Origin of the sequence: Streptomyces flavofungini (genome assembly GCF_014650815.1) — a bacterium.
In the GTDB taxonomy this organism is placed as follows: domain Bacteria; phylum Actinomycetota; class Actinomycetes; order Streptomycetales; family Streptomycetaceae; genus Streptomyces; species Streptomyces flavofungini.
In genome coordinates this window covers 440,018-454,834 of sequence record NZ_BMVR01000007.1, presented here as the reverse complement: position 1 = coordinate 454,834, position 14,817 = coordinate 440,018, and the positions used below count along the sequence as shown (strand labels likewise).

Annotated in this window: 11 protein-coding genes; 4 read left to right on the top strand and 7 right to left on the bottom strand. The window is 73.2% G+C overall.

The annotated features are described in order from the left end of the window. The first annotated feature begins 150 nt into the window (after positions 1-150). Positions 151-2,913: a LuxR C-terminal-related transcriptional regulator gene (locus tag IE274_RS21115; RefSeq protein WP_190117385.1), complete on the top strand. Its 2,763-nt coding sequence runs from the start codon at positions 151-153 to the stop codon at positions 2,911-2,913. On the opposite strand, the gene IE274_RS21110 is transcribed toward IE274_RS21115, so the two are convergent. Further along, on the bottom strand, positions 2,887-4,971 hold the full coding sequence (locus tag IE274_RS21110; RefSeq protein WP_190117384.1) for an ABC transporter ATP-binding protein: 2,085 nt from the start codon (positions 4,969-4,971) through the stop codon (positions 2,887-2,889). The two genes, IE274_RS21115 and IE274_RS21110, sit on opposite strands and share 27 nt — an antisense overlap. Further along, positions 4,964-6,805, bottom strand: a complete 1,842-nt coding sequence (locus tag IE274_RS21105) for an ABC transporter ATP-binding protein (protein ID WP_190117383.1) — start codon at positions 6,803-6,805, stop codon at positions 4,964-4,966. The genes IE274_RS21110 and IE274_RS21105 overlap by 8 nt, the downstream gene beginning before the upstream one ends. A gap of 399 nt (positions 6,806-7,204) precedes the next feature. Between IE274_RS21105 and IE274_RS21100 the strand changes: the two genes are divergently transcribed. Continuing rightward, positions 7,205-8,257: a radical SAM protein gene (locus IE274_RS21100; RefSeq protein ID WP_229909696.1), complete on the top strand. Its 1,053-nt coding sequence runs from the start codon at positions 7,205-7,207 to the stop codon at positions 8,255-8,257. Between the two features lie 59 nt (positions 8,258-8,316). Here IE274_RS21100 and IE274_RS21095 read toward each other — a convergent pair whose 3' ends face one another. Both IE274_RS21095 and IE274_RS21090 read right to left on the bottom strand, forming a co-directional pair. Beyond that, on the bottom strand, positions 8,317-9,369 hold the full coding sequence (locus tag IE274_RS21095) for a S1 family peptidase (protein ID WP_190117381.1): 1,053 nt from the start codon (positions 9,367-9,369) through the stop codon (positions 8,317-8,319). A gap of 141 nt (positions 9,370-9,510) precedes the next feature. Next, the gene (locus IE274_RS21090) at positions 9,511-10,422 is read right to left on the bottom strand and encodes a LysR family transcriptional regulator (RefSeq protein ID WP_190117380.1); all 912 of its coding nucleotides are present in this window, start codon (positions 10,420-10,422) and stop codon (positions 9,511-9,513) included. A gap of 161 nt (positions 10,423-10,583) precedes the next feature. Between IE274_RS21090 and IE274_RS21085 the strand changes: the two genes are divergently transcribed. After that, positions 10,584-10,925 carry a hypothetical protein gene (locus IE274_RS21085; protein WP_190117379.1) on the top strand — a complete coding sequence of 114 codons (342 nt, stop codon included), beginning with the start codon at positions 10,584-10,586 and terminating at the stop codon, positions 10,923-10,925. 133 nt (positions 10,926-11,058) lie between these two features. Here IE274_RS21085 and IE274_RS21080 read toward each other — a convergent pair whose 3' ends face one another. Both IE274_RS21080 and IE274_RS21075 read right to left on the bottom strand, forming a co-directional pair. Continuing rightward, positions 11,059-11,454 (bottom strand): VOC family protein, encoded by a 396-nt coding sequence (locus tag IE274_RS21080; RefSeq protein ID WP_190117378.1) that lies wholly within the window; start codon positions 11,452-11,454, stop codon positions 11,059-11,061. A gap of 125 nt (positions 11,455-11,579) precedes the next feature. Then, a complete protein-coding gene (locus IE274_RS21075; protein ID WP_190117377.1) occupies positions 11,580-12,590 on the bottom strand; it encodes an NADP-dependent oxidoreductase in 1,011 nt (336 codons plus the stop codon). Positions 12,591-12,704: 114 nt separating this feature from the next. Here IE274_RS21075 and IE274_RS21070 point away from each other — a divergent pair, with 114 nt between their 5' ends. Further along, a complete protein-coding gene (locus IE274_RS21070; protein WP_190117376.1) occupies positions 12,705-13,265 on the top strand; it encodes a TetR/AcrR family transcriptional regulator in 561 nt (186 codons plus the stop codon). 92 nt (positions 13,266-13,357) lie between these two features. Here IE274_RS21070 and IE274_RS21065 read toward each other — a convergent pair whose 3' ends face one another. After that, the gene (locus IE274_RS21065; protein WP_190117375.1) at positions 13,358-14,770 is read right to left on the bottom strand and encodes an aspartate aminotransferase family protein; all 1,413 of its coding nucleotides are present in this window, start codon (positions 14,768-14,770) and stop codon (positions 13,358-13,360) included. Between the last annotated feature and the right edge of the window lie 47 nt (positions 14,771-14,817).

Genomic DNA, 14,817 nt, shown 5'->3' with positions numbered 1-14,817 from the left:
GCCCGCTCAGGCCCGTTCTGTCAGGCAGGTCACCCTAGTTCGCTCATGAAGGGGAGGCCGCCCGTGCCCGCGGGGGTCTCCTGAAACGGTGCGGCGATGCCCGGTCAGGACGTCATGTCAGCGGGCCGTGCCGCGCGTGGGGGAGAAACAATGCGAGACAACCAGGGCATGGGGGCCTTCGTCGCCCGGGACGAGGAGCTCCGTACGGCGTTGGCGGCGGTGGTGTCCATGCGGGGTACGGCAATCGTCGGTCCGCCGGGAGTCGGCAGGACGGCCTTGCTCTCCGCCGTCGCGCGGCGGCTTGCTACGTCGCGGTTCGAGGTGGTGTGGACGGCCGCGACGCGGGCGAGCCGGCAGGTTCCCTTCGGCGCGTTCCGCTCCGTCCTCGGCGGTTGCGACCGGCTCGACGACCACCAGGCGTACGGTGCGCTCAACGCCGAACTCGTCCGGCGTGCCGGGCCGCGCGTCCCGGTGCTCGTCATCGACGACGCGCACCGGCTCGACGACCGGGGCGCGGCGCTGGCGCTGGGGCTGGCCGCCGAGGGGGTGGTGCGGTTGATGGTCGCCGCGTGTTCCCCGTCGGCCTGCGCGGCGGAACCGCCGGTGTCGGACGCCGTGGTGGCGCTGTGGAAGGACGGCTACCTGGAGCGGCTTGACCTGGCGGCGTTCGGCCGCGTCGGCACCCAGCAGCTCATCCGCAGCCTGGCGGGCGGGCCGGTCGCGCAAGCCACCGTCGACTGTCTGCAGCAGTGGACCGGCGGGAACCCGCTGCTGCTGACCGAACTCGTCCGCCACGCCCGCGTCTCGCGCCATCTGGTGGCCGAGGGCGGTCTGTGGCGCTGGCGCGGGCCGCTGATCGTGCCACCGCGGCTGGCCGAGCTGTACGACCACGAGTTGAACCACCTCTCCCCCGCCGACCAGGACACGCTGGCCGCCGTCGCGCTCGGCGAACCGCTGCCCCTGCCCGTCCTGGAGGCGGTCGCACCCGGACTCGCCGGGCGCCTGGAGGACCTGGAGGACGAAGGGCTGCTGCACACCTTCGACGGGCCGGGGCGGCAGCTCCTGGTTCGCCTGGGCCAGCCGATGCTGGGGGCCGCTGTGCGGCAGCGACTGCCCCGGCTGCGGCGGCGCCGGCTGGCTGCCGCGCTGCTCGACGCCTGCGCGTCCCCGCCCGATCCGGTGACCCTGGCCCGCTGGCAGCTCGATGCCCACGGGCCCGTCGACACCGGGTTGTTGATCCGGGCGGCCGAGGCGGTGCGCGGGCACGACCCGCAGCTCGCCTGCCGGTTCGCCCGCCGCGCGTACGAGCAGTCCCGGACGGCCGCGGTGCCGCTGGCCGACGCCCTGGTCGAACTCGGCGACACCGTCCGGGCCCGTACCGTCCTGGAAGGGGAGCACACCCGGGCCCGCACGCCCTGGGGCAGGCTGGGCGCAGCGATCGCGCTCGGCGCCCACCGCTGCTGGGCGGAACGGGATCCGGCCGCCGCCGACCTCCACCTCACCCGGCTCCACCCGGCCGCCGCCTCGCCCTCCGCCGCAGCCGCCGTGGACGGCATGCGCGCCCTGGTCCTGCTCTGCGCGGGGCGCACCAACGCCGCGCTCGCCCTCGCCGAGCGGGTCCTGCGCCACGCCGCACGAGGGCCGGGCCCCGCGTACGCCCGGCTCGCCCTGACCGTGTCCCTCGCGCTGACCGGACGTACCCTCGACGCGGTAACGCTCGCCGAGACCACGGCCGCCAACCCGGCGAGCAGCCCCTGGGAACGCGAATGGGCGGCTGCTGTCTGTGCGTTCGCCGAGATCTGGCGCACCGCGGATGCGCGGGTCCTCGCCGATGATCCCGCCCCCGGGCCGGAGGCGGACGACCCGCGGGAGGCGGGGGCGGCAGGTGAGCGGGCCCGGTCCCGCGGGCCGGAGCAGTCAGGGCGGGAAGGCCGTCCGAGGTGTGGCCTGGTGGGGCAGGCAAGCCATCCGAGTCCGACAGATCACCTGGACGGGCGGGAAGGCCGTCCGAGCCCGGCAGGCCGTACCGGCCAGGCGGGCGGGCAACTGAGCGGCTCCGCCGCGACGCTGCTCGGCGGCTGCCTCCACTGGGCCCTCGGCAACCGCCCCGACGCGATCACCCGGCTGCGCGAGGCGGTGGTCCAACAGCTCAGCGGCCGACGGTTGTTGCGGACCGAAGCAGTGTGCTGGCTCGTCGTGTGCCTGGCCGAGGAGCAGCGGCCGGAGGACGCGGAGCGGGTGCTCGCGGCCTGTCCGCCGGACGCGGTCTCGATCATGCCGGGGCGGTGGCAGTGGGCCCACGCCGCCGTGGCCGTGGCGCGCGGCGACACGGCGGCCGCGGCAGGGCACATGCGCGGTGCCGTCGAGGCCGCGCGAGCGGCCGGTTGCTGGGCGGTGGAGGTGGAGTACCTCGTGTACACGGCCTGGCTGACGCCCGCCCGGCCACCCGCCGATGTCACCGACCGGCTCACCACCGCCGTCCGGCACGTCGACGCGCCCCGGCTGATCGCCGCGGCCGAGGCCGTCCTCGCGCTGTCCCGCGGCATCGGCACCGAACTCCTCGACCACGCGACGCGCCTGGACACCCTCGGCATGAACGCACCCGCGTGGCGGCTCGCCGAACACGCCGCGACCGCCCTGCCCGCGCAGGGCCGCCACCACAGCGACGCGGTGGTCCTGGCCAGCCGATTACGCCACCGCCTCGGCGTCACCCCGCCCCGGCCCCTGCCCGACGCCCTGACCCCGCGCGAGGTGGAGATCGCCTCGCTGGCCGCCGCCGGGCTGCCCGACCGCATGATCTCCCACCGCCTCGGCGTGTCCGTCCGCACCATCGAGAGCCACCTCACCCGCATCTACCGCAAACTCGGCGTCCACTCCCGCAAGGACCTACCTCCGGCCCTCCACCGCACCTGACCCCGCGCGCGCCGCCGAAGCGGGAACGGGGGCGGGAACGGGAGTCGTGGCGTCGGCCGTGCCGGGCGCCGACGCCGTCCCGGTCGGGGCGGTGTCGGCGTACGCGGCGGCATGCAAGGCGTACATGGTCGCGTAGCGGCCGTGCCGGGCGAGGAGCTCGGTGTGGGTGCCCAGTTCCGTGATCCGGCCGCCGTCCAGGACGACGATGAGGTCGGCCTGGCGCACGGTGCTGAAGCGGTGCGACACGATGACGGTGATGGTGTCCGGGTGGCCGCGGTCGGCACGGTCGGCGCGCAAGTAGTGGCGCAGGAGTTCCGCCTCGCTGTCCGGGTCGAGGCTGGCCGTCGGCTCGTCGAGGAGGACGAGGAGGGGGTGGGTCCGCATCCGGGCCCGGGCCAGGGCGAGCTTCTGCCACTGGCCTGCCGAGAGGTCCGTGCCGTTCGGGTAGGTGCGGCCCAGTTGGGTGTCGAGGCCCGCGTCGAGCCCGGCCACGACGTCGCTCGCACCGGCCTGGTCGAGCGCTGCCCGGACGCTGTCGCGGTCCTCCAGGGCGTTGAGGTCGCCGAGGCCCACGGATTCGGCGACGGGCAGCTCGAAGCGGCAGAAGTCCTGGAAGCACGCGGTCACCCCGGCCCGCCACACCTCCGGCGCCACCTCCTTCAGGTCGCGGCCGCCGAAGGTGATGCGGCCCTCCCCCAGCGGCTGCAGCCCCGCGAGGAGGGCGACGAGGGTGGACTTGCCCGCGCCGTTGTCGCCCACGACGGCCACGGTGGCGCCCGAGGGCAGACGCAGGTCGACCGGTCCCAGCGCCGGTTGCGTACGACCCGGATAGGTGAACGACACGCCGTCGAGGACGAGATCGCCCCGGGGAGGCAGGGTCCGGCCTTCGCCGGATGGGACGTCGCCCTGCGGGTAGTCGACCAGGTGCAGGTACTGCGCGACGGTGTCCAGGGCGCGGCGCAGCCAGCCAAGGAGCCAGCCGAGGCCGGTGGTCGCGCCGACGAGCCGGGTGCTGAGCAGCAGGACCAGGACCGCCTGGCCCGCGGAGCCGTTGCCGTCGATCACCGCCCGGGAGATGAGGTACAGACCGCCGATCAGCGCGGCGCTGAAGAACAGCCAGCCGCCCGCCACGGCCCACGCGCCCTTGGCCCGTGCCGCCTCGCGCGGGGTGCTCGCGTCGAGGAAGGCCGTCCGGTGCCGTGCCGACAGCTCACCGGCGAGTCGGTACAGGCGTACCTCGCGGGCCGGTACGGGGTCGGTGGCCAGGGAGAACAGGGCCATGCGGTGCCGGTCGGCCGCGGCGCCCGCCCGTTCCGCCTCCGCGACCAGGCGGGCCTGCCAGCGGTTGGCGCACGCCAACGGCACGATGGTGAGCGGCAGCAGCGCGAGCAGCGGGTTGGCGAACGCCAGCAGGACCAGGGCGCCGATGCACCGGGCCACCAGGTTGGCGTTCTCCACGAGGGCCGCGAAGCCGGTGCCGAATTCGCCGCGGCGCTGGCGTACGACCTCGGCGGTGTCCAGGAAGTCGGGGTCCTGGTAGTGCCCGATGTGCGCGGGCGAGGAGCACAGGTTCATCAGGCGACGGTCGAACTCGAGCCCGATGCGGTGCTGCAGGACCAGTCGTACGTCCGTGGCGATGGCCGCCGCCTGGTGCACGAACACCGTGACCACGAGCAGGAGCAGCCCGCCCCGCACGGTCTCCGCGCGGTCGTGGCCGGTGCTTCCGTCGACCATCCACTGCAGGCCGAGGGCCTGGAGCGCGGCGACGACGTTGAGGAGCGGGGAGAGGATCAGGACCAGCAGGGCGCGGCGCGGGTCGACCTGGATCGCCGTGCCGACGAGGAGGCGGATCCCGGCGAGCCCCCTGCGGCCCCGGCTCCGGCGTCCCGGTCCGGCCTTCGCCGCCGCGTCCGCCTTGCCCGTGCCGGTCGTCCTGCCCGCCTCACGCGTCTTGCCCGCCTTGCCCGCCTTGCCGGGCCGGCCCGGGTTGCTCGACTTGCCCGCCTGGCTCGGCTTGCTCGGCTTGCTCGGTTTCGCGTCCCGTCGGCTGTCAGCCACTGTGGCTCCCCTGGCGTACGTCGAAGGGTTCGGACTGCACGCGGAACATCCGCGCGTACCGCCCCTGGGAGGCGAGCAGTTCGTCGTGTGTGCCGTACTCGCTGATGCGGCCGCCGTCCACGACGGCGATCCGGTCGGCCAGGCGCACCGTGGCGAACCGGTGCGAGACCAGGATCGTGGTGAGTCCGGCGGTGATCTCCAGGAAGCGGGCGTACAGCTCGTGTTCGGCCTCGATGTCGAGGTGGGCGGTGGGCTCGTCGAGGACGAGCACGCGGGCGCCGTGCCGGACGGCGTACAGCGCGCGGCTCAGCGCCAGCCGCTGCCACTGTCCGCCTGACAGTTCCGTGCCGTCGGTATAGGCGCCGCTGAGGGGGGTGTTCCAGCCGTCCGGCAGTTCCGGTTCGACGCCGAGGAAGCCGCCGAGCCGGGCGGCTTCGACCAGGTGCCCGTCGTCGGTGGCGGCCGCCTCGATGTGGCCGAAGGTCACGTTGTCCCGTACGGAGAAGGGGTAGCGGACGAAGTCCTGGAACACCACGGCGACTTGGCGCCGCCAGGCCGCCGGGTCGAAGTCGCCGAGGTCCTGGCCGTCGACGGTGATGCGACCCCGGTCGGGGAGGTAGAGGCCGGCGAGGAGTTTGGTGAGGGTGCTCTTGCCCGCGCCGTTGTCGCCGAGGATCGCCAGCGACGAGCCCGCCGGGATGGTCAGGTCCAGGCCGTCGAGTACGCGTGCGGTGGCGCCGGGGTAGCGGAAACGCACCTGGTCGAAGCGGATCTCCCGGTCGGGCAGGGCCGCTGTCGCGGTACGCGTCCCGGGCTCGGCCCTGGTGTCCAGTTCGCCGACCGCCAGGGCCGCGGGCACGGCGGCGCTGGCCGTGTGCAGCGTCCACTGCAGGTCACCGCTGAACCCCAGGGCGAACAGGCCGAGCAGTGCCTGCAGCGCGACCGTCAACTGCCCTACCGACAACGAGCCGTGTGCCGCCGAGAACGCCAGGGTGAGGACGACGGCCAGGTGCGCGGCGAGGAGGAACGCGATCGCCAGAGCGTGCCGTCGCGGGCTCACCCGCGCCCGGCGCATGTGGACCATGCCGTCCCACCAGGCGATGCTGAAGCGCTCGACGAGCCAGGAGCGCATCCCGAAGAGCCGTACTTCCTTCGCGGCGGGCGCGGTGGTCGCCAGTTCCCGCAGGTAGGCGGCGCGGCGCAGTTGTGCGGTGTTGCCGGAGTGGGCGGAGACCGACCGGCCGATCTCCTTCTCCTGCCAGCGGCCGGTGAGCACCCAGGCCGCGCCCAGGACCAACGGCATCCACCACTGCCCGAACCAGCCCAGGAGGGCGGCGGAGACCAGTCCTGTCAGGCGTAGCGGGACGAGCCCGGCCAGCGCGGTGACGGCCTGGCCGGGTGGGTGCGCGCCCAGGCCGACGGCGCGGGCCCGCTCGATCCGGTCGGCGACCTCGGTGTCGTCCAAGTGGTCGATCTGGGCGGGGCGCAGTGCGCCGTCGACGGTCTGCTGGGCGGTCGCCCCGTCCAGGGCGGTGCCGAGGCGGGAGGCCACCATGGTGCGGATCGGGTCGAGGACCACGTCCAGGAGCAGGACGAGGCCGAGGAGCGCTAGCCCCACCGTCATGCTGTTCAGGGACTTGGGGGTGCTGGTGAGCGCGGCCACGAGGTAGCCGGTGGCGAGGGGCAGGAGGGCGCTGCCCGCGGTCTGCGCGAGGATCAGCAGGGCGAGCGCGATGGTCAGGCCCCGGGCGACGCGCGGCAGTTGGCGTATCAGCGCCCACACGGCGCTCCCCGCCTCGGGCGCGCCGCCTGCTTGGGCAGCCTTGGCTGTCATGGATCTGTTCCCCTCCGCCGGATCGAACCCGTCGGCCGTCGTGGCCGAAAAGGTGCGGTGGCCGCTCCGGCTCGGGAGCGGCCACCGCCCGCATGCGTCACCGTCAGTCGCCGACGGTCGGGGGCGGATACATCATGGTGATTCACCTCCTCTCCGTCTCGGGTGCACTGCGTTGCCGGACAGAAAGCTATGCGGCGGGGCGGGCGCGCAGATCCGTAATCGGGTACGCAAAGGCGGAAGGCGACTACGGAAGAGCGTCGGGCCGCATCACCTACGTACGGAGCGCGTCCGTAGGAGCGGGTGGCGATTGCGTACCGCGGTACGGACGACGGGAATTCCCGGGGGTTCCTAGGGTGCGAAGCCGGAATGCTTACTGGCCCTCTGCCTGGAGAAACGTCCATGGAAAAGTCGCTCAGGAACCCCAACGCCGTGATCTGGGACGTCACTTTCGCGTGTCCCCTGCGCTGCGTTCACTGCTATACGGAATCGGGGCGGCGGCCCGCGAAGAACCTCACGTACGAGGAAATGGTGCGGGTCGCCGACGCGATCATTTCCATGCGGCCGAAGATGATTACGCTGTGCGGCGGCGAACCGCTGACCATCAGGCGCATCGTCGATCTGGCGCGGCACTTCGACGACGCGGGGGTGCGGGTCTTCCTGTACACCAGCGGGTGGGCGCTGCCCGCCTCGACGGTCGAGGCCCTCGCCGACGTCGTGACGAAGATCGTGGTGAGCCTGGACGGCGCCACCGCCGAGTCGCACGACCGGATCCGTGGCCGCTCCGGGTCGTTCGCGCGGGCGACGGACGGGCTCGCCCGCATCGACGCGGAGGTCGCCCGGCGGCAGGCGGCGGGGCTGCGGGCGCCGCGGTTCGGCATCGACTACGTCGTCATCCGGAGCAACTTCGACGAGCTGGAGGAGATGTGCGCGCGGGTGGCGCCGCGCTTCCCGCACCTGGAGACGCTGTACTTCGGCGCCGTGGTGCCCACCGGCCTGGCCAGCCGACCGTCGTTCGTCGAGCACGAGCTGCTCAGTGACGAGCAGGTCGCCGAGCTGATCGCCCCGGAGACCCTGCGGCGGCTGCGCGCGGCCGCGCCGGAGTCCGTCACCGTGGAGACCACCGAGAACTTCGAGGTCCAGATGAACCCGGCGTTCCTGGCACGCACCCCGAGCTTCCGCCCCATGGAGATCGAGCCGGACGGCGAGGTGCGCGCGATGCCCATCTACGAGGGCACCGTGGGCAGTCTGCTCACCGAGGACCCGCAGGTGCTGTGGCGGCGGTCGTACGAGCGCTGGGACGACCCGTTCGTCGTGGAGACCCTCAACAGCATCCACAGCCGCGCCGACTGGGCGGAGGCGGTGCGGCGCATCGACGAGCGGTTCGCGTCGGACGAGGACCGGGCGCGGATCGCGGCCCGGCCGGTGCACGTGCCCCTCAGCTCGGCGAGCTGAGGGCCCCGGCGGCAACCACGGTTGCCGCCGGGGGTCGGTCGGAAGCGGTCGTACGCGGGTCAGTACACGTTGACGCCGTACGCGGACAGGGCCTCCCGCACCGGCTGGTGGATGGCGGAGCCGTTGGTGCCGGTGCAGCCGGAGCTGCCGGAGTGGATGCCGAGGGCGACCGTGCCCGCGAAGTGGGCGCCGCCGCTGTCGCCGCCGGCGGAGCAGGCGGTGGTGCGGACCATGCCGTGGACGGGCCCGTCGCCGTAGTTGACGGTGACGTTGACGGCGGTCACGGAGCCGCTGGTGACCTTGGTGGTGGAGCCGCTCTTCTTGATGGCCTGGCCCACGACCGCGTCGGCGGCGGACGAGATCTCCTGGTAGCTGCCGTTGTAGAGGTTGACGTTGCCGGCGGGCGACGAGCCGTTGGTGTAGCGGACGATGCCGTAGTCGTTCGTCGGGAAGCTGGTGCCTTCGCGCACGCCGACGGCCGCACCGCCGGAGGCCGCGGACCAGTTGGCGCTGAGGTTGGTGCAGTGCCCGGCCGTGACGAAGTACCGGGTGGTGCCCTTGGAGACGTTGAAGGCGGCCGAGCAGCGGGAGCCGCCGCCGTAGATGGCGTCGCCGCCCGCCACCTCGCGGTGGAAGGTGCCGGGCACGCGGGTGACGCGTACGGCGCCGTCGAGCGAGTCGGCGACGCGGTTGAGGCGGGCCAGGTCGCGGGCCGAGACCGAGCGGTCGGCCTGGACGGCTATGCGGTTGCTGCGCGGGTCGACGCCCCAGGACGTTCCGGTGATCCTGGCGCGGGACTCCAACGTGTCCATGGCGGCGTCGAGTTGGGCGGCGCTGCGCTGGACGCGCCGGGGGGTGGCGCCGGTCGCGCGGACGCGTTCGGCGGCGTCGTCGCTGGTGACGGTGACGACGAGGTTTCCGGTTTTCCGGTCCAGGTACGTGCCCGCGCTGTCGGCGCCGAGCTGCCGTTCGACCTGGGCGTTCAGAGCGTTGAGACGGGACGCGGAGGGCGTCGGTTCGCTCTGGGCACTGGCGGGGGTGACGCCCAGGGCGAGGGATCCGGTGACGAGCAGGGCGGACAGGCCCAGACGCGCACAGGTGGTGCGTCTCATGTGGGGGGCTCCTTTGACGGTGACGTGTGACGTACCGCGGTACGCGTGGGACGTACCGAGCAGGAACGTGGCATGTCTGCGTCAGTCGCGCAAGGGTCTGGACCTGTCCTGTACAGGTTGTGCCGCGCGGGCGGGCGCCATTCAGGAGAGCTGCTCGGCGAGGTGATCGGGTGTCAGGCGGGCGTGTTCGCGGGTGACGGTGACCAGCTCGGCGACGAGGGGGTGCGGGCCGGGGCGGGTGAAGACGGACAGGGCGCGGCGCCTTCGGGGATGGAGGCGCAGCGCGGTGCCGGGGAAGTCGGGGGTGAGGACGTTGGCGGGCACGAGACCGACGCCGAGTCCGGCGGCGACGAGGCGGGGGACGGCGGCGGTCTGGGTGGAGCGGATCGCGGCGTGGGGGGTGAATCCGGCGGCGGAGCAGAAGTTCTCGACGGTGGCGGCCAGGGCGTGGGTGCGTCCGTACTGGACCCAGGGGCGCTGCGCGAGCTGTTCCAGGCGTACGGTCCTGCGTCCGTCGAGGGGGTCGCCGGGCGGGACGAGGACGACGAACTCCTCGGCGCCCAGCGGATGGTGGGGGCCGTCCCAGCCGTCCGGGAGCGGGCCGATGGCCACGTCGGCGGTGGCGTCCGTCAGGGCGCGGGCGAAGTGGCCGAGGTCGGCGTACTCGTGCAGGACGACGTCGACGCGCGGGTGGCGCTGGTGCCAGGCGGCGAGGACACCGGGGACGACGCCCAGGGCGACGCTCAGGACGGCGGCGAGGTGCACCTCGCCGTGGACCATGTCGGCGACGGCGCGGGCGGCGCCGGTGGCGCGCTCGGCGCCGTTCAGGGCGTGGCGGGCGCCGGGCAGGAAGGCGCGGCCCGCCGGGGTGAGGTGGGCGCCGCGCGGTGTGCGTTCGAGGAGCGGGGTGCCGACGGTGCGCTCCAGGCTTTTGAGCTGCTGGGAGAGGGTGGGCTGGGAGACGTGCAGGAGGGCTGCGGCGTCCGTGATGGAGCCGGTCTCCACGACAGCCAGGAGGTATTCGAGCTGCCGGAGGGTCGGGGGTGCAGGCATAGCCCCACTCTATGTTTCCCCGTGGAATTTCGTCTTTGATCTATGCCTGTCGGGTTCCTAGCATCGACAGGGCCGACGGCGGGGCGCCGAGTCCTTCCGTGCGTGGCTCGGCGCCGCCGCTCGTCGCCCCTCCCCTGCCGTTTTCGATGACTCGGAGTCGTATGCCCAGGAACGCGCTGGCCGCAGCCACAGCCGAGGAGACCGCCCGGGAGCCGTTCGGGGAGACCCCCCGAACGACCTCCCCGGACGCCTCCCGGCCCTCGGCGAAGGGCCCGCTCAACGGCCTCGCCACCCTCGCACTCGCCTACGGGACCCTGTCCGTCGTCGGCGCCCTGTTCCCGCCGGTCCGCACGGTCACCGGCACCGTTCCCGTGCCCGCCCTCGTCCTGGGCGTGACCGGGTGGGCCAACGCCCACCGCATGCACGGGGCGGGACGCAAGCAGGCGATGGCAGGCCTGGCCACGGGGCTGACCGGTCTGGTCCTGATGCTGTGCACGCTGTGATCCGGGCGCGGTGCGCGACACCCGGTCACGCGGTCCGATCCGGGTGCGGTGTACGACGCCCGGTCACCCGGTCTGATCCGGGTGCGGTGTACGACGCCCGGTCACCCGGTCCGACCCGGGTGCGGTGCCACGGTCAGGCGGCGGTGGCGACCTTCCACAGGTAGCCGTCGGGGTCGCTGAAGTGGCCGGAGTACCCGCCCCAGTCGGCGGCGGCAGCCTCCTGCACCACGGTGCCGCCCGCGGCCGCGGCGGCGCGCAGGACCTCGTCCACCTCTTCCCGGGAGCCGGTGAGGAAGTGGTACGAGGTGCCGCGGAACCCGGACCCCGCCGCGGGGACACCGGCGTCGGCCGCCACCGCGTCCCATTCGTAGAGCGCGAGCTGCGAGGAGCCCTCGCCGAGGTCGCACTTGACGAAGCCGGGGAATTCCTGGTCGATCGCGCAGCCCAGGCCTTCGACGTAGAACTTCTTGGCGCGCTCCACGTCCTGGACGCCGAGCATGATGACACTGACCTTCAATGTGGTGTTCATGCAGGCCACACTAGGCGCGGCCGGTGGGCGTCGCTTCTCCGTTCCTGACCGTTCGGCGCGGGAGTCCCGCGCGCCTGTTCGTGGCGGCGGCACCTCCCGATCACAGCGCCGCGAGCGGCTCTGCCTCACTCGACCGTGAGCACGATCTTGCCTCGGATGTGCCCTCGGGCGGCTCGTTCGTGGGCGCTTCGCGCCCGCGCGAGCGGGAACGTGCTGTCGATGCCGACGCGCAGCGTGCCCGCGTCGAGCAGGCGCCCGAGTTCCGCGAGCTGCGGGCCGTTGGAGCGCACTTGGGTGGCCGAGACGGTGGCGTCCAGCTTCGCGGCCTCTTCGGCGTCGTAGTCGCCGGGGAACACCGGGTACACCGCGCCGCCGTGCTTGAGCGTGCGCAGGAGACGGCCGCCGCCCCGACCGCCGACGGCGTCGAGCACGAGGTCGACATCGCGCACGACGTCCTCGGGACGGTTCTTCGTGTAGTCGATGAACTCGTCGGCGCCCAGCTCGCGCAGGAACGACTCGTGCCCGCCCGAGGCGACCGCGACGACGCGCGCGCCCTTCCACTTGGCGAGCTGCAGCGCGAAGTGCCCCACGCCGCCCGCCGCGCCGTTGATGAGCACCGTCGTCCCGGTGTTCAGCGGCAACGGGCGATGGCGTGCCGCCTGGAACGGCGACGGGTGATCGTGTCCGAGCTCGATCAGGAACTGCCACGCGGTGAGCCCTGCCATCGGCACCCCGGCGGCGTGCACATGGTCCACGTGAGCGGGCTTGCGGGCGAGGTGCGCGGCGGGCGCGGCGACGTACTCGGCGTACGCGCTGCCCTCAAGGCTGGGAAAGCGCAGGAGACCGAAGACCTCGTCGCCGACGGCGAAGCCGCGCACGTCCGGGGCGACGGCCTCGACGACGCCCGACACGTCCGTCCCCAGGATGGCGGGCAGCGTCAGCGTCGGCCTCTTGTCCGGCGGTATGTTCCGCATGCCTTCGCGCACGTACCAGTCGGGCGGATTGATGCCCACCGCGCGCACGCGCACGAGCACCTCACCGGGGCCCGGCTCGGGAATGGGCACCTCGTCGTCGCGCAGCACCTCGGGGCCGCCGAACTCGTGGACCCGGATCGCCTTCATCGTGCCTGTGGGCATGGCTGTCACCTTTCCCTGCAGCGGACTATCCTTAGCGGAGCAGTGCTCCGAATATATGGAGCACTGCTCCGCTTGGCAAGGAAGACCTGGCGGGAGATGGGGCGAGGAAGGCACATGCGAGCCGACGCGAAGAAGAACTACGACCACCTGCTCGTCGTCGCGCGCGACGTCGTGGCCGAGCAGGGCGCCGACGCGTCACTGCGCGATGTCGCCCGCAGGGCCGGCGTCGGCCTCGGCACGCTGTACCGCCACTTCCCGACGCGCGAGGCGCTGCTAGAGGTCCTGCTGCGCGCGAGGTTCGACGAGTTGGCGGCGCGGGCGGCCGCGCTCGAGACGCCCGGTTCGCCCGCGGACGCGCTCCTCTCGTGGCTGCGCGACTGCGTCGCGGGCGCGCATGAGTACCGGGGCGTCGTGACACTGATGGTGGCCGCCATCGAAGATCCCGAGTCCGCGCTCCACGCTTCGTGCGTCGCGATGCGCGCGGCGGGCACCCGCCTCCTCACCCGCGCCCAGGCCGCGGGCGCGGCGCGGGCCGACATCGACGGCACCGATCTGTTCGCACTGGTCGGAGCGCTCGCATGGCTCAACGACCAGCCCTCGCTCGCGCCCCGCGCCGACCATCTCTTCGATGTCGTCGCGAGCGCGGTGCTGACCCGCGGGCCGTCGCAGGGATAGGCCGCCCACGATCACGACGAGCGGGGTGAGGCAGGGCAGCACGACGCCGCCGCGGCTCCGGCCAGGAGCCGCGACGGCCGTCCGCGCGCCGGTCAGTGGGCGGCCTGGGCCTCGGCGATCGCCTGGTCCAGGATCGTCAGGCCGAGGGAGAGCTCGTCCTCGGTGGCGGTCAGGGGCGGCGCCATGCGCAGGACTCCGCCCATGCCGGGGAGCTGGACGATGTTCATGTGGAGGCCGAGTTCGAGGCAGCGGCGGGTGACCCGGGCGCCGAGTTCGCTGGAGCTGCGCTTCGTCTCGCGGTCGGTGACGAGTTCGAGTCCGGCCAGCAGGCCGCGGCCGCGGATGTCGCCGACGACTTCGTGGCGGGTGGCGATGTCGGTCAGGCCGTCGCGGAGGAACGTGCCGAGCGCGCGGGCGCGTTCGTCGAGCTTGTCGGCGATCAGGACGTCGAGGACGGTGTTGCCGACGGCGGCCACCAGTGGGTCGGCGACGTGCGTGGTGAAGAACAGGAACCCGCGGTCGTGCGCCTCCTGCTCGATCTCGGCGCTGGTGATCACGGCCGCGAGGGGCAGTCCGGCGCCGAGCGTCTTGGACAGCGTGAGGATGTCGGGGACGACGCCGTCGCGTTCGAAGGCGTACCAGGTGCCGGTGCGGCACAGGCCGGTCTGGGCCTCGTCGAGGATCAACAGCATGCCGCGTTCACGGCACTTGGCCTGCAGCGCGGCGAAGTACCCGAGCGGCGGCTCGATGATGCCGCCCGAGCTGAGGATCGGCTCCACGAGGCACGCGGCCAGGCTGCCCGTCGACTGGGCGTCGATCATCTCGAAGGCGAAGTCGAGCTGGCGCCGCCAGTCCAGGGAGCCGTCGGGGGCGGTGAAGTCGGGCCGGTACGCGTTCGGCGCGGGGATGGCGAAGTTGCCGGGCGCGGCCGGGCCGTAGCCCTTGCGGCCCGCGCTGTACGTGGCGGACGCGGCGGCCTGCGTCATGCCGTGCCAGGACCGCGCGAACGACACGATCTCGTGCTTGCCGGTGACGAGCTTCGCCATCCGGATGGCGGCCTCGTTGGACTCGGCGCCGGTCGTCAGGAGCAGCGCCTTCTCCAGCGGCGCGGGCAGCGTCTCCGCGAGGCGGCGGGCGAGGTCGACGACGGGGCGGCTGAGCATGCCGCTGAAGAGGTGGTCGAGGGACGCGATCTGCCGCTGGACGGTCGCGACGATCTCCGGGTGCGAGTGGCCGAGGATCGCGCTCATCTGGCCGGAGGTGAAGTCGAGGAGCTTCCGGCCGTCGGCGGTGTAGACGAAGCTTCCGGCGGCGCGGTCGATGACCTCGCGGGTGAATTCGCCGCCGTAGCGGACGAGGTGCTTCTCGGCGTCGGCCCAGAAGGCCTCGGTGGAGGGCGTCGTGGAGGGCACCGTGGAGGGCGGTGGTGCGGTGGGGCCGGAGGACGGCGGGACGGTCGGGCCGGAGGGCGGCGGGGAGGTCGGGGTGGGGGTCGTAGCAGCCATGTCTTCGACCGTAGGTCGCCCCCGAGCGACACGTCCATCTCACAATT

Bases quoted from the DNA above. Each gene is read 5' to 3' on its own strand.
- IE274_RS21080 (WP_190117378.1), bottom strand. From the start codon at position 11,454: ATGAACACCACATTGAAGGTCAGTGTCATCATGCTCGGCGTCCAGGAC.
- IE274_RS21075 (WP_190117377.1), bottom strand. From the start codon at position 12,590: ATGCCCACAGGCACGATGAAGGCGATCCGGGTCCACGAGTTCGGCGGC.
- IE274_RS21115 (WP_190117385.1), top strand. From the start codon at position 151: ATGCGAGACAACCAGGGCATGGGGGCCTTCGTCGCCCGGGACGAGGAG.
- IE274_RS21070 (WP_190117376.1), top strand. From the start codon at position 12,705: ATGCGAGCCGACGCGAAGAAGAACTACGACCACCTGCTCGTCGTCGCG.
- IE274_RS21105 (WP_190117383.1), bottom strand. From the start codon at position 6,805: ATGACAGCCAAGGCTGCCCAAGCAGGCGGCGCGCCCGAGGCGGGGAGC.
- IE274_RS21065 (WP_190117375.1), bottom strand. From the start codon at position 14,770: ATGGCTGCTACGACCCCCACCCCGACCTCCCCGCCGCCCTCCGGCCCG.
- IE274_RS21090 (WP_190117380.1), bottom strand. From the start codon at position 10,422: ATGCCTGCACCCCCGACCCTCCGGCAGCTCGAATACCTCCTGGCTGTC.
- IE274_RS21100 (WP_229909696.1), top strand. From the start codon at position 7,205: ATGGAAAAGTCGCTCAGGAACCCCAACGCCGTGATCTGGGACGTCACT.
- IE274_RS21085 (WP_190117379.1), top strand. From the start codon at position 10,584: ATGCCCAGGAACGCGCTGGCCGCAGCCACAGCCGAGGAGACCGCCCGG.
- IE274_RS21095 (WP_190117381.1), bottom strand. From the start codon at position 9,369: ATGAGACGCACCACCTGTGCGCGTCTGGGCCTGTCCGCCCTGCTCGTC.